Source organism: Exiguobacterium sp. s75 (assembly GCF_018617145.1).
Classification (GTDB): domain Bacteria; phylum Bacillota; class Bacilli; order Exiguobacteriales; family Exiguobacteriaceae; genus Exiguobacterium; species Exiguobacterium profundum.
The window spans coordinates 1678595-1693784 of the sequence record NZ_JACSJQ010000001.1; the positions used below are offsets into that span (position 1 = coordinate 1678595).

Genomic DNA, 15190 nt, shown 5'->3' on the forward strand with positions numbered 1-15190 from the left:
GGGAACAATACAGAAAATCTTGTTCAGCGCTTCTGCATTATCTTTTTGAGTCCGATTAAAAAACTGATTGTCGTCAGCAACCCTAGAATACCCAAAATAAGATAAATTCCATTGTAAACTACGTTTGCTTGGTCTGTTCTCAAAGGATGAAAAGCGAACATCTCATCCATTTCAATTAACTTTGCTAAAAAGGCACTACTAAATGCTCCCGCAAAGAAGTTGACGAGATTGAATAGACCCAACCCCGTACCACTCTCTTTTTCATCTAGACATTGGCTAATCAAATCTGCTGTCGCACTTTGAATAAACGGGAAACCGATATAGGCGATAAATAACGCAATCGTCACAATCCAAACACTTGAACCAATAACATATGAAAGAATGAGCGTTCCACAGGTAACGAACATCAGCCCGAAAAGCGTGAATCGCTCCCCACCTTTATACATAATCGATTTACCAACATACTTTCCTAACAACCCTGCAGCTAGTGCGCCTGGAAACATAATCAGTCCGATTTCCATTGTCGAAGACCGGTATAGCTCACGTAACAAAAGAGGCATCGTGAATAAAACACCAGAAATAATAAATGTCCCGAAAAAGCTTGTAAGCAAGATACGACTATAAGAAGCATGCTTCAACATTTTGGGATTAATGAACGGATCCGGCACTGCCTTTATCCTCCACACAAGAAGAATGAAGACGCATCCTGCCATGAATAGCGGTAATACTATTAATTTAGTTAACGCGAAAAGCAGACAAATGACCAAGAGACCAACTAAAAGTGCACCGATGTAGTCAATTTTTCCTGGTCGTCTACTCCCGACAGGAAGTGACTTTCTGAAAATCGGAATGGCCAAAGCGCTTATCACAGAAATTAAAAAGATAAATCGCCAGCTGAGTATCCCTCCTACGAATCCCCCAACAATCGGTCCAATTCCCGATGCAAAAGCGATTGTGGCTGCAAGATACCCAAATACTTGTCCACGATGTTCAGGAAAATAGCGTACTGGAATGATGAACGACAGAGACGGGATTGCTACCGCCCCCATTGCTTGAACAATCCTTCCGATAATCAACATCTCATAAGAAATGGCTAAAAAGCCAATTAACCCACCCAAAGCCAATAGTGCGATTCCTGTAGTATAAAGTGTCCGAATCGGGAAAAGGTCGGCGAGTCTTCCATAAATCAACGTACCTAGTGCAAACACGGTGATAAAGCTCGTGACCATCCAGCTGACTTGCGTTGTACGTAAGGCAAATGTTTCTGCGACATCCGGCAGTGCGATATTAAACATAGTTCCGTTCATCACAGCAAACGCAAGCGCCAGGCAAATGAGAAGAATGATTTTTGGGGAATAGGTAAGACTCTCTTTATTTTGAATATGAATATTGTTCATGAAGTAGGCTCTCCTTTAGGTTCGATTACTAACTCGTTCCAAAAATTGAGCCGACTCAAATGAGCGCAGGTTCGGTATTCAGGCGATCGCCTATGTATTCAACTGCATAAACTATCAATATCGTCCGATACATCGATTCGCCCCCTTGCTTGAAATGGATTAGATTCAGTTTACCTTAACCAAAGATAAAGATGCTAAAAAATGATTTACTCCATTTCTTGGATTGTTTTTCAAAAGACGGACGATAATCGGTTCACACTTCAATTACTACTCTCTCGTCTTTTTGTCCGATTCAAACATCACACGTCTCAGTGCCCCCTGATATTGCAATACAAATAAAGGGTTGCCACAGAAGGCAACCCTTTATTTACTTCCCTCCGACACCATATCCAAAAGGAATGTCCGATCATTTTACCGTATAGTCAGCAATCCATGCTTCCAGTTCTTCGAGCGGCAATGGTCTAGAGAAGTAATACCCTTGCATCTCGTCACAGCCGAGTTCGCGTAACGCGTTCCACTGTTCAAGCGTCTCGACGCCTTCGCACACCGTCTTCAAATTCAAACCACGTGCCAGATCGACAATCGATTCGACGATGACGTTTCCGGTCGGGTCATTCTCGGTCACTTGAATGAACTGGCGATCGATTTTGATCTCATGAATCGGATAGTGCTTCAAGTAGACGAACGCCGAGAACCCGGTCCCGAAGTCGTCGATCGAGATGGAAAAACCTTCTTCACGGAATGCGACGAAACGATCGATGACGTGTTGCTGGTTCTCCATCCCGACGCTCTCCGTGATTTCTAAGGTCAAATAACTCGTACTGACCCCTTCTTCTCGTGCGATTTGGGCAAACTTTTCGACGACCCCTTCGGATAAGAAGTGACGCGCCGATAAATTGAGGGCGAGTTCGTACCGGTCTCCCCGTTCATGCCAACGTTTGAGCTGGCGACAGGCCGTCACGAACGCCCATTCCTCTAAGTCGATGATGATACCCGTTGATTCGGCAAGCGGAATGAAGTCGAGCGGCGGCACAAGACCTCGCTCTGGGTGATTCCAGCGCATCAACCCTTCAAACCCTTTCAGTTTACCTGAGGAAGCATTCACTTTCGGTTGGAAATACAGTTCAAACTGACCTGATATCACACCAGTACGTAAATTCATCTCTAACAAGAGTCTCTCAGATGCTTCTTGCGCCATGGCCTCTTCAAAAAACTTGATGACCCCACGTTTCTCATCTGATTGACCTGCAACGACACGTGTTGTATGAATCATATCCAAAGTAGATCGACTTTCATGTTCAATAGAGATGAATGCGCTCGTCGTCAGTACAACGTCTAATTCATTGACTCGATATGGCGCACGCGTCACTTGCTCGCATAAATGTTCTGCAAACGAACGTATTTTCCTCCGTTCCCCGTAAGGTACCCAAATGACAAATCCCGATTGCGAGGTACGTGCCATCCTAGATTCATCGATTACTGCTCGTAGTCGTTTCGCCATTTCTTTCACAATCAAATTCGATGTTTCGGTTCCAATCGCATCCTCAATAGACCGAAAATCGTCTGCTCGAATATATAAAACTGCTCCTAAAAACCCTCTCGCTTGTTGACGTAATTGATCGACTTCCTCGACAAATGCATATTTGTTCATCAAACCTGTCAGTTCGTCCGTGTAGGCTAACTGATGAATCCGTTCATCCACAAGCTGCCGGTCAAGCCGGAAGTACAGGATGGCAATAAAATCCGCAAGTGTACTCACAATCAATTCCTCAAGATAGTTCCACTCCCGAGGCAGAAACGTCTCGCAACAAATCACACCTGTGGCACGATTGTTTGCATAAATCGGAGCATCTAGCATGGAGTACACACGCTTTCCTTCTACAAAGTACTCTTTGTACAAGTCCTTCACCCATGGATGACTGCGAACATCCTCAAACGAAAGGATTCGCTCTGTTTGAAGCGCATCAAAATAGTCAGGCGCAAGTTCACGCTGGACCGTCAACTTCGGATGATGTGTCCCTGATTCGTGAGAATAAGCGACTTGACATGAAATAGATCGATACGATGTATCAAAATGCCAGATCGAGACTGTATCGACTGCCAACATATCGGCGACAATCTCACACATATACAGAATTGCCTCCTGCACCGTTTCTTCCGTTACAATCGGCATCCGTACGAGCGCGAACAGTTTCTCTTGATGTTTACGATATACTCGGTTTGAAAAGTTGTTCTCGATCATCAGTCTGCTACCTCACCCATTTAAATTTGACCTAATGATAGCACGAATCAACCGATTCAACGGTTTTCAAAATTCAACAGAAAGTCAATACTTCCTTCTTTTTTCAAGTGATGAAACAGGGATTTATTCCCACTTCTAAATTATTGACCTTCTTTTTAAGAAAGAGACGCGAATTGACCTTTTGTCCCATTGCTTGCCTATTTCTTTGCACCGTACAATGAACTTGTATTGTTTCAATTGTTAAATTGTTTCGTTCTCACTCTTTGAAAGGATGTGACGCTATGAATCCAAAGTCTGGTCTCACCTATTCATTCGCGGCACTCGCAGCGGTCAGCGTGCTTGCCCACGCAGACGAAGCAGCAGCGGCGAGCACACATACGGTGCGTTCGGGTGATACGTTATGGTCGATCAGTCGGTCCTATGATGTGTCCGTTGCGACGATTAAATCGTTGAACGGTCTCTCTTCCGATCACATTCGCATCGGTCAAAAACTAAAGCTCACAGGCAGTCCCTCTGCTGCGACAGGTGGTTCCTCGTTAACCACGGCGAGTACGAACCGCGTCACGACGACACACGCATTGAACATGCGGGTCGCCGGGGGAACGTGGCATCGTGTCCTCTTGACGATTCCAAAAGGTACGGCGCTCACACCGATCCAATCAAACGGTTCATGGACGAAAGTCAGTTACGGCGGACAGACCGGTTGGGTGCATAACGATTATTTGCAAAAGGCATCTATGTCGAGCAGTACCGACAAACCAACAACGGTCACACCGAGCTCGACTACAGCTCAAACGAAAGCCAACTTGAATCTGCGTTCGTCGAAGTCGACGAAGACGACCGTATTGCTCACGATTCCAAAAGGCAAAACCGTGACCGTCTTATCTGTCGAAGGGTCATGGTCGAAAGTGAAGTATGGGTCGAAAACAGGATATGTCGCCAATACATATTTAACAACATCAGGAGTGGCGACACCGACAACACCGAGTACAGAACAAACCATGAACCAATCATTCGTCACGACCGCGAACTTGAACGTTCGGCAAGGTGCGGGCATCGGTTACGCCCTCGTCACGACCATCCCGAACGGCACCGTCGTCAAGGCGACGAAGCAGTCCGGTAGCTGGTACTATGTCACATATAACGGGAAGTCGGGATACGTGAGTGCCGGCTATTTGAAAGAGACGTCCACGACACCGAGTGACCCGGCTCCGAACGAAGGCGATGCCGGTGCTGGTAATGCGGCTGTCGATTATATCGTCAACACACCGTCCTTGAACGTACGTTCGAGCGCATCGACGAGCGCGACCATCATCGGGAGTGTCAAAGCAGGACAGACGTTGCGCGTCGTCCAGTCGTCAAAAGGCTGGCTTCAAATCTATTACGGGAATACGGTAGGATTTGTCGCCTCGGCTTATGTGAAAACCATCCCGAAAGGTTCGGCAGACGGCCCGTCTTGGGTTGAAGGTTCTTATGATTCGAATTCATATTATACGTACTATCCAACATCGATTCGGTCACAGGCGAACGAGTCGAGTAGCACGGTCGGCTCGACACTTCGGGGAGAACTCTTGAACGTAATCGGGGAGACATCGACCCACTATCGTCTCGCATCAGGATTCGTCGCAAAATCAGCCGTCGCTGAAATCAAAGGGCAAAGTGCCCAAGCTACTAGGCTTTCGACCATCGATGTGGCAAAACGCTTCGTCGGCACACCGTACGTATGGGCATCATCAAGCCCGGCAAATGGTGGATTCGATTGCTCAGGACTCATCTATTATGTATTCAATCAATCCGGCGTCAGCATCCCACGGACAAACGTGGCTAATTATTGGGGTGGTGCTTATTTCGGACCTCAATTGCCCAAGTCATTCGTCCCGCAAGCCGGTGACCTCGTCTTCTTCGAAAACACATATACCGCCGGGCCATCGCACATGGGTATCATGATCAATTCCGATACGTTCATCCATGCCGGTTCATCTGGATTAGGATACAACCAAATCAGTAAAGAACCGTATTGGCAGTCACGCTTAATCGGTTATAAGCGACCGTGACTTTGGTCACGCCAAAAAACCCGACAAAAGTCGGGTTTTTCTTTCGTATTGCAGGATTTTTATCGCTTGACCCGAATTCGGAAGTATGATGAAGGAAAAAAGGAGGTGCCGGATGGGCCAACCCCGTTTTGCAAAAATTCCATACCGTACCTACACGATGGCGCTCGCGATTGCTTGTCTCATCGGTGTCCTGTTGTTTGGACTTGGCACGAGTTTTTATTGGCATGAAAAACAAGAAGCCATCGACCAGACGATTACGAATTTGAATCAAGCGGCAAACCTAGCTGGTGTCGAAGCATACGTCTCTCTTTTCGAAGCGGCGACCCGGTATGAGGAGCAGTCGAATCCGACGACATCCTTCCTCTCCACACCGTACAAAGAACGGGCACTCCAATACAATGAGCGTTTATTGAACGACTTTGAGGACGGTGTGAACGAACGGGAACGGGAGACGCTCCAGACGTTCTCAAATGAGTTGAATCAAATTCTCGAGGCTGAACAATTCGAGGCGGTCCCAACCGATGTCATCAGTTCCATCAATCGACGCTGGCTATATCAAGCACTCGAGCAAACGAATCAATCGAATGCGGCATACGAACTGACTGATGCCATCATGCGAATGCAATCGATTCTTATGCGGAATCGTGAAGCCCTCTTCCGTAACCCGATTGATGCGGGTCAACTCACAAACACCGTGGATCTGATTGTCGGCGAAGCAAAACTTGTTCAAACCATCATTGAATCGAATGAGACACTGCAGTCGAAAGCGGTCATCGACGTGGCGGAAAGCGGACAGTCCTTTGCGAATATGGCGAATCGCGAGGCGTCTCTAGAAGCTCGTTACGTCAATTCAACGAATGTCTACGAGGACGCCTATGGTGCCCTTCGTTCCATCCGTTCGAGTTCTGAGACGATGCTTCAAGAAGAAAGTAAGCATTATCAAGTCTTAGCCACCACTTCATTCGTGGTGACGTTGCTGTTATCGCTCGGACTCCTATTTCTGCTCTACTATACACGCAATCGCTACAATCACGATTTGGCGCATCTCAAGGCACGCGCACTCGCCATCGACCCTAGCCTAGAACCTGTCGAAGCGATGTTTCCGAAAACACATGATTTCCGAGGGATCGAGGACGAGTTACGCGAGATTGCCACGAGTGTCCATTCGACCGTTCACGAACTAGAGAATCGTTCACAAGACCTCGTGCGTTACCATGAGCGCTGGTCGTCTCTCTTCTCTGAGACGGGACTCGCCATCGCCCTCATGGATGACTCGTATAACCTGATTGAGCGCAACGAGATGTTCCGGCAGTTTTTCGGTGATCGGAACTTATATGAGATCAACCAATTGTTCACCGAGACGGGTCGCCGCTTGTTCGAGCAAGCGCTCGAAGGTGTGACTGAACATGGGACGAGTGCGCAGTTCATCATTCATCTGAAAGGGGAACATCTCCGTTATCTGAATGTGAAACTGACGCCGCTCAAGCGTGAGGAAAAGTTGACGTATTACCTCATCGTCGAAGATGAGACGGACCGGGTCGAACGGGAACGGAAGGTCGACCGTCTCGTCCGTTTCGACTTGGCGACCAACCTCTATAATGAATATGGCTTTGTTCGCAAGTGGGAAAAGCAAGAGATTGACGGTGCATTTATCCTTATCCGGATTCATGACTATCATCATCTCGTTGATTGGTACGACCCTGCGTATGCTGATTTGCTCATGATTGAGTTTGCGCGAGCCGTCGAGTCCCGTCTTTCGAAATATGCCCAACATCTCTTCGGTCGATACCGAGACGACACGTTTATGTTGTATGTCCGAGGCTTCTCATACGAGGACGAGCATGAGCTGTTGGAGCTCTTCCCGACTGAAGTGACAATCAACCATAAACGCCAAAACGTACATATTCAAATCGGGGCGACCGAAACGGAAGGGGCATACAACGACTGTCTGTTCAAGGCGATGAAGGCGTTACAGCACGCCAAAGAGACACGTACCCCTTCGGTTTGGTATGACTCGGAAATTTTAGCCCAGATGCAACTCGCCGCACTGATTGAACAAGCGCTCCCGGATGCCATCCGAAAAGGAGAATTGACGGTCGCGTATCAACCGCAAGTCGAATTGAAAACAGGTCGCGTCGTTGGCGCGGAAGTGCTCGCTCGCTGGACACATCCTGACATCGGAGTCATCCCACCGAACGAGTTCATTCGCATCGCGGAACGTTCCGATCAAATCTTATGGCTCTCACACAATATTCTCGATCAGACGATTGCCCAGCTCGTCGCATGGCAAGGGACTTCATTTGAAGACATCTCCTTGTCGTTCAACTTGTCGGCCCATTCGGTCGACCCTTCCATCGTGGCGAAGCTTCGGGATTCGATTGAGGTATACCCGTGGCTACCTGACCGATTGAAGATTGAATTGACCGAGTCCTCTGACATCATGTCGTATGCGAGTGAACTCGAACGATTAGAAGATATCGCTGACCTCGGCTATTGCCTATCAATCGACGACTTCGGGACCGGATACGCCTCATTCGAAGCGATTTGGCACCTACCGATTCAAGAAGTGAAAATTGACCGGATGTATGTGAGTGGAAAGGCGAAAGAAAGTACGTCCTTCTTACGTGCCGTCTCTCGCTTTGCGAACGAGCAACAACTAACCGCTCTCGCCGAAGGGATTGAGACCGAAAGCGACCTGTCACGCATGCTTCGTGAAGGGGTCGAACTCGGACAGGGCTTCTACTTCTCACCCGCCCTGGACGCAGCCTCATTCGAATCATGGGTCAACACAAAGGGACACTCGCGTTGAGTGTCCCTTTTTTCAGCGTGAACGAATGTCCTCATATAACTGCCTCGTTTCTTTAAACGAAGACTGATTGAGATAGATTGTTTTGTCTGACCAATCGAGTCGGATCACCGGCTCGACATCACGGTCGATAAAGAGGAGTACATCCTCCCCTGCTTCCGTCCGAAAATGTCCGGTCAGACGCGTTCCCGTATCTGCTCCGTTCGTTCGACGCGCGATATCCGGCAATGTCGTCCATGTCACGTCTTCCACTTCATCAAACGGGACCTCACGACCATAACTGCCTTCAATCACGATCGCTTCATCCGTCACGATCACTTCAGTCGGTTGACTGAACCAAAACATGAGCGCCGGCACACCGACGAGTAATACGACAGAGACGATGATGATTGGAACGAGACGTTTTTTCCCATCTGGCCTCAAGCGCCCCGCTCCATCGTAGATGTTACCGTCATAGCGCTGCATCCGCCAAAGCATCCCGACAATGAATACCATCAGGGCGAGAAAGAACGGCTCGAGCGGAACGTTCCAACCAGACAGTTCGATGAGCGCAATGATGAGAAAAAGCGCACTAATCCCGTAACACATCCAGGCAATCAGTCGCGCCACTTTTTTGATGTCGACCCGCTCCTGTTTCTCTTTCGACATTGTATTGTATCCAGAGATCAAGTGATACCAACCGAGCCTGTCAACCGCGAAGCCTAACGCGATGACGATTCCTGCTGCTAGAATGAGAATCCACATATGCCTCGCCTCCTCTCCTTTCTATACGTCATGACTGCTACAAAAGATTCACGTCTCGCAAAAACAGGACCGCCTATATGAGCGGTCCTGAACAGTTTTAGTTTGAAGTCGGTGTGTTCGACGGACGTTGCATCCGTCCGATTCCTTCGTATGACACATCGCCCGGATCGCGTGCGAACTTCCATGCGTTTCGTGCATCGATCAATCGACGCTGGCGCATGCCGTTGAAAGCATCCGGTGCCAAGTTCACAATCTCATCCCATTCTGTGACGAGAATGGCATAATCGGCTCCCTTCAGCGCCTCTTCAACCGTCGTCGCTTGTGGATAGTCCCACGTCGCAATCGGATCATACCCGATGACGTCCACGTTACGGGCCACCATGTGGTGAGCGAGTAGAATTGATGGGGCATCTCGCATATCGTCCGTTCCTGGTTTAAATGCCAAACCAAGGATAGCCACGCGCATATTCGGTTCAACGTTCAATTTTGAGAGCACGTACTCGATTTGCGTCTCATTCACTTTTGTCGCCGCCCGGATGACACGTAGGTCGATCTCATTTTCACTCGCGACGTGTAGGAGTGCGTTCATGTCTTTCGGGAAGCACGAACCTCCGTACCCGATGCCCGCGTTCAAGAACGAACGCCCAATTCGCGGATCGAGTCCCATCCCGTCCGCAATCGTCGAAATGTCAGCGCCAGCTTGATCGGCTAGACGCGACAAGTCGTTCATGAAGCTAATTTTCGTGGCCAAAAAGGCGTTCGAGGCGTATTTGATGAGTTCTGCATTGATCGGTGTCGTACAGATGAGCGGAACGCCAAGGCGTCCGTAGATTCCTGCCAAGTCTTCTGCAACTTCGAGATTTACACACCCGATGACGACACGGTGTGGTTTCATGACATCTGCGAGCGCGCGTCCTTCTTGTAAAAATTCCGGTACGATCGCAAACGTATGAGAGGGATACATGATGTTCAGTAAGTCTGTCGTGCCGGGCGGGACCGAGCTACGAATGACGATTTTATGCTTCGTGTTTAGTTCCGACAAGACTGCTTCGATATAAGATAAGTCACAGCTTCCATCCGACTTGCTCGGTGTCCCGACCGCAAGAATCAAATAGTCGACCTGCTCCGTATCCGCGATTCGGCTTGTCAGGGTGATCTGGTCGGCGTGCTCTTGCAACACCTCTGCCATGCCTGGTTCATGGAATGGCGGGTGTCCACTCATGAGAAGACGTAGCTTCTCTTCGTCCGCTTCAACCCCGATGACGTGATGACCGGCTTTTGCCAAACCACAAAGTGTAGCCAATCCAACGTATCCTAAACCAATAATTCCAAATTTCACATCAGTTCCTCCTTCAATCATCTTTTATAAGCGTACCGAAACACGCCGAAGAAGTGAAGCTTCTAACACTCTCTCGATGTTCTTTGCTATAATGAGTCAAAATGATGGGTGAAAGGACAAACCGCATGGGCTTAATCGCTTTCTTCTTAGTGACATTATTCGTTTATTTTTGGCTTCCGGTCCGGGGGGGACTGAAAACCTTTTTGCTAGTCTTGATCATGGTGAGCGGATGGCTCTCCATTTTTGAACTCGTCTCGATTCTCGAAGCCCGTCCATGGGTCATCGCGCCAATCCTGATCATCGTTGGATCGATGATTTGGAAAGTACAACGCGACCGGAAACGAGAGCTCAAGAAAAGTGTTTGACCTCGGTCAGGCGCTTTTTCTTTTTGTCGTATTCGATAAAGCTTATCAGTTTCCTGCATTCATCAAAAAATCCTCGTACGATGGACGAGGATCAGCTTCGGTTTGTATTTAACTTTCTTATTCTAAAATACGAGAGAGATGCGTTTCATAATACACTCTCCATGACGAGCACATCATCGATTCGGTCGAGCTCGCTGAAGCCGTGTCGCATGTAGAAGGCAATCGCCCGTTCGTTCGTTGTCTCGACGTGCAAGTGAATCTTCCTTTTGTTCGTCTCGATTGCTTCTTCGCATAACGCTTCCAATAAGGCGTGCCCACTACCGGACGGCGCTTTCGGCAACACGCAAATATGGCTGATGAAGACGATGTCCGTATCCATGTATGCTGCGATTAGCCCGACGAGACACCCGTCATTCCAAATTTCATATGACGTCGCCCGTTCGTAGAGCTTCAAAGCGTATGGCTCTAGCGCCACCCGCTCCGACAGCTTGGTCGGGAACAGGTGATCACACGCCTCAAGATGCGCCACATAGTCAGAGACCGTCCCTTGGTCGCGAGTCATCATACGTCCTCCAAAATTGCGACACCAAATCCATGTCGCCCAAACTCGTTCCCGTTATAGAGAAGATAGTGCCGACCTCCCCACTCGAAGACATGCGGATAACACTCCATGTCCGCGTCCCACCCGTCGGAACTTCGCTCGAATCCGAGCGCCGCATCATCCCGCGTCCAGTCCAACAGATTTTCCGAATAGGCGTAACCTAATCGATATCCGCGTAACGGGTCGGTCCGAAAGCCGAATGTGTCTCGAAAACAGAAGATCATATGGTAGCGTCCGTCCGCTTCGAACACGGTCGGAAGCGCCTGACTCTCGTCCGCAATCGTATCCGAAACGATTCTTCCGTGACGCTTGAACGTCTGTCCATCTTCTGACGTGGCGAGCGCAATCTTATACGTTCGTTCCTGGACGCCATCCGGCCCCTCTTTCCATGTCGTCCCGTAAATGTAATACATATAGTATTGTTCCCGTGTGACGACAAAGGGGTCGCCGACGAGAAACGGTTCCTCGATGCTCGCCGATAATACTGGTCCGTCTCCGAGCCGTTCGAACGTCTCTCCCTCGTCCCGACTGACAGAGAGGCCAATCCCCGTTTCGACAGCTACCGAGTCACGACGGCTCCAGCCACTCGTATAGCCATAAAGCCCATCACGTGTCCGTGTGACGTGAAATGGGAAAATCCCGTGTTCGTCGAACGTCCCCCGTTTTCCAAGGGGGATGATCTCATCTGTGGACACGTCGATGATGTTGAAATCACGTGTCATGTCCACGTATCGGACGTGGCTCTTGAACATGTCACCATCCGGTTCACGGGTCGAGAAATAGATGCGCACAAAATCCTCGAAGACGAGCGCCTGAGGGGACTGGGCGAACGAGGAGTACTTCCCGAAAAATCCGTACGGCTCCGGGTCGAAGATGTGTCCGAGTTTCTTCCACTTCATCTCGCTCCCTCCTTGCGCTCCGCGATGCCGAATCCTTCTCGTCCGACTTCATTCCCCAAGTAAAGTAAATACCGTTTCCCGTTCAACGTGAACGTATGGGGGTAGGCGACCATCTCGTCATCGAATCCTGATTCTGTCCGCGAGAACTTCATCACGTCATCGTCACGCGTCCAATGGAGGAAATCCGGAGAAGAGGCATATCCGATTCGATACGTCCGCTCGGGATTTTTCCGATAATCGGTCGCGTCGCGGTAACAGAAAAACATATGATAGCGTCCATCCTCATAAAAGACGTCTGGACTAGCCTGCGCCTCATTCGGAAGTACGCTTTCAATCAAATCGCGTCCCGCTTTCACCCACGTGACCCCGTCCTTCGACGTGGCCAGCCGAATCTTATACACCGGTTCCGGACGTTCACCATCCATGATCCACTCTCGTCCGGCGATATAGAACAACACCCACGTGTCCTGAAAACGCCGAATCTTCGGTCCGCTCAAGATGAAGGGTTCGTCGATCGTATACGATAGGATCGGTCCTGGACCGACGCGCTCGAACGTACGTCCGCCGTCTCGACTGATGGCTTTTCCGATATTCACATTAAATGGAACGGACACCGTACGCGTCCAGCCCCCGTAATAGGCATGTACCTCATCCCCGACCTCAATCGCCGAAAACGGATAGACACCAAACTCGTCGAACGTCCCACGTGCACCGAGCTCCAATATCGGTCGTTCACTCACCCGAAGAATCGAGAAATCTTCTTTTGCGACATCCACATACCCGCTGTGACTGACGTATCGTCCATCAATCGGCTTCGGTCGACAGCTGAAGTAGATCCGCAAATAGGTATCGCGTTCCAACACACAAGGTCCTTGTGCGAACGCATCCATCCAGTCGAGTGATGCGTCTCGCTGAGGGCTGAAGAATAGACGTCGATTGGTCCATTCAAATGATGTGTTCAACGTGTTCATCCCCTTTCCTCTAATCGTTGCGTCCACTATCTCGTCCGATTAGACGAGCGTATAGGCGTGGAGCAATTCACGCACTTTCGTCTTCGAATTGAACATCAAGACATCGATAATGGACAAGTTGGGCGTGAACGGATGACCAAATTGAGCATATTCCACCGCATCCATCTGGATAAAATCAAGCGGCACCCCGGATTCCGCAAACCGCTGTTTGTCATAAAGTTCCTGCCCGCCGATCGCATTGATATAATGCGAGGTACGCAAGTGATGACAAATCTCGAGCACCAGTTGTTCACACTTCAGCGACTTGTCGTAGTCGAGCGAAGAGGCGACCAATAACTCCGTATCCATCTCGAGATAGTCACGCACTTCCGTCAATAACGTTTCTAGATAAGTGGCGACATTGCGTTCCTCATTTTGAATGATTCGTTCCACCATCGGCATGACGTCGGCATAACTTGGTGCGCGTTGATATGCATGGTGTAATAAGCGCAGTTGATAGCTCTCATGAACTGGATCGAGAATCCGCTCATGCTCACGGATCGTACGATGTTGTGTCATATGATCGATTTTCAGATGGATCGGTTTGATATGTCCCTCGACCAAAATGCGGTTTCGATGAATCCATCCTCGTTTCGCAAATTGCACATGGTCCAAGATGACGAACTGGTCCACCGCGTTCATCAATTGAATATAACCGAGGTATGGGAAGTAGTACGGCTGCATAATCCCTAATTTCATTTGAGCCGCCTCCCTTAGCCCAGCTGGAACGAGCGCATGCGAATCAACCACTCCATCAAGTGCGGATGTCGTACCATCAAGTAGGGACGTAGCCGCTCTCTCCCGACGAAACGCTCCACATATCGGTCATACCGGGGAGACTTCAGCGCTTGAAAATCTCGTCGGAGCCGATGCAAGCCGACTTCGAACGATAAGCGAGAGATTTCGATTTCTTGATGAAATCTGCCATCCGTATAGGAATCGAATGCATCCATCATTCGGATGAATGCCTCCATCCGCTCAATATCGCGCTCCCTGTTTCGTTGACGCCACTTGGTGGTGACCGACCCGGACACACCGAATCGATATACGCTCATCACCTCAGGCATGTAGTAGGCGTAACCTTGGCTTGCGACGTGCAGTTTGAGCGCGCCGTCGAAGGCGGGCGTATCGCCGATCCAATCTAACAGATCGTCTGTCAGTCCATTCCGGTACAGCATGGACATCGTCGGAATGAAACCGAGTAGCTGTAACTCCCCGGCATGATAGGTCCGTGGCTCCGTCGAGGCATACTTTCTGTTTTCAGGCATCCACGGGATGACGCGCCATCCGGTATGGAGTGTGTCGTCCGTTTCGACATACGCATCATGAAAACAGAGCGTACAGTCCGGATGGGCTTCCATATAGTCGACTTGTTTCTGCAACTTGTGTGGGTCGGTCCAGTAGTCGTCCCCGTCACAAAGGGCGATGTACTTGCCACGCGCCCTCTCTTCGTTTAACAGATTCACCATGACCCCTTGAGAATATTGGTTTTCCGTTTGATAGATGACCCGAATCCGGTCCGGATGTTGTTTTTCATATTCGCGCACGATATCCGCCGTCCGATCCGTTGAGGCATCCTCATGAATGAGGATTTCAAATTCAAAATCCGTTTCCTGCATCAAAAATCCTTCAATCGTTTTAGCGATGTACGTTTCGTGGTTATACGTGATGCAGTCGATGCTGACCATCACCATGTCGATTCCCTCCTTTCCCCGGGATGATAGAACGGCTCC

Annotated in this window: 12 protein-coding genes; 3 read left to right on the plus strand and 9 right to left on the minus strand. The window is 49.3% G+C overall.

All coding sequences use genetic code 11. From position 1 onward, the window contains the following. Window positions 1-23 precede the first annotated feature (23 nt). The gene (locus tag KNO68_RS08595) at window positions 24-1397 is read right to left on the minus strand and encodes an MFS transporter (RefSeq protein ID WP_215112345.1); all 1374 of its coding nucleotides are present in this window, start codon (window positions 1395-1397) and stop codon (window positions 24-26) included. Between the two features lie 406 nt (window positions 1398-1803). Continuing rightward, entirely contained in the window at window positions 1804-3639 is a 1836-nt protein-coding gene (locus KNO68_RS08600; RefSeq protein ID WP_215112346.1) for a sensor domain-containing phosphodiesterase, read from the minus strand. Window positions 3640-3920: 281 nt separating this feature from the next. Here KNO68_RS08600 and KNO68_RS08605 point away from each other — a divergent pair, with 281 nt between their 5' ends. Together KNO68_RS08605 and KNO68_RS08610 are read left to right on the plus strand one after the other, a co-directional pair. Continuing rightward, window positions 3921-5693, plus strand: coding sequence for an SH3 domain-containing protein (locus KNO68_RS08605; protein WP_214687431.1), 1773 nt, complete (start codon window positions 3921-3923; stop codon window positions 5691-5693). A 112-nt stretch (window positions 5694-5805) separates the two neighbouring features. After that, entirely contained in the window at window positions 5806-8502 is a 2697-nt protein-coding gene (locus KNO68_RS08610; RefSeq protein WP_214811014.1) for an EAL domain-containing protein, read from the plus strand. 12 nt (window positions 8503-8514) lie between these two features. Here the strand turns inward: KNO68_RS08610 and KNO68_RS08615 are convergent, their stop codons facing one another. After that, a complete protein-coding gene (locus tag KNO68_RS08615; RefSeq protein ID WP_214873093.1) occupies window positions 8515-9243 on the minus strand; it encodes a DUF3784 domain-containing protein in 729 nt (242 codons plus the stop codon). A 97-nt stretch (window positions 9244-9340) separates the two neighbouring features. After that, window positions 9341-10582 (minus strand): UDP-glucose dehydrogenase family protein, encoded by a 1242-nt coding sequence (locus KNO68_RS08620; protein ID WP_214730280.1) that lies wholly within the window; start codon window positions 10580-10582, stop codon window positions 9341-9343. Window positions 10583-10686: 104 nt separating this feature from the next. On the opposite strand from KNO68_RS08620, the gene KNO68_RS08625 reads away from it, so the two are divergent. Beyond that, entirely contained in the window at window positions 10687-10947 is a 261-nt protein-coding gene (locus KNO68_RS08625) for a hypothetical protein (protein ID WP_214687439.1), read from the plus strand. Window positions 10948-11092: 145 nt separating this feature from the next. Here KNO68_RS08625 and KNO68_RS08630 read toward each other — a convergent pair whose 3' ends face one another. The 5 genes from KNO68_RS08630 to KNO68_RS08650 are packed head-to-tail and all read right to left on the minus strand — an operon-like array spanning window position 11093 to window position 15151. Further along, window positions 11093-11509: a GNAT family N-acetyltransferase gene (locus tag KNO68_RS08630; protein ID WP_214757910.1), complete on the minus strand. Its 417-nt coding sequence runs from the start codon at window positions 11507-11509 to the stop codon at window positions 11093-11095. Then, the gene (locus KNO68_RS08635) at window positions 11509-12447 is read right to left on the minus strand and encodes a glycoside hydrolase family protein (protein WP_214814385.1); all 939 of its coding nucleotides are present in this window, start codon (window positions 12445-12447) and stop codon (window positions 11509-11511) included. The genes KNO68_RS08630 and KNO68_RS08635 overlap by 1 nt, the downstream gene beginning before the upstream one ends. Beyond that, window positions 12444-13418 (minus strand): glycoside hydrolase family protein, encoded by a 975-nt coding sequence (locus tag KNO68_RS08640; protein WP_214873091.1) that lies wholly within the window; start codon window positions 13416-13418, stop codon window positions 12444-12446. Before KNO68_RS08640 ends, KNO68_RS08635 begins: the two co-directional genes overlap by 4 nt. A gap of 39 nt (window positions 13419-13457) precedes the next feature. Further along, window positions 13458-14156 carry a WbqC family protein gene (locus KNO68_RS08645; RefSeq protein ID WP_214757914.1) on the minus strand — a complete coding sequence of 233 codons (699 nt, stop codon included), beginning with the start codon at window positions 14154-14156 and terminating at the stop codon, window positions 13458-13460. 14 nt (window positions 14157-14170) lie between these two features. Beyond that, entirely contained in the window at window positions 14171-15151 is a 981-nt protein-coding gene (locus tag KNO68_RS08650) for a glycosyltransferase (RefSeq protein WP_214873089.1), read from the minus strand. Window positions 15152-15190 lie beyond the last annotated feature (39 nt).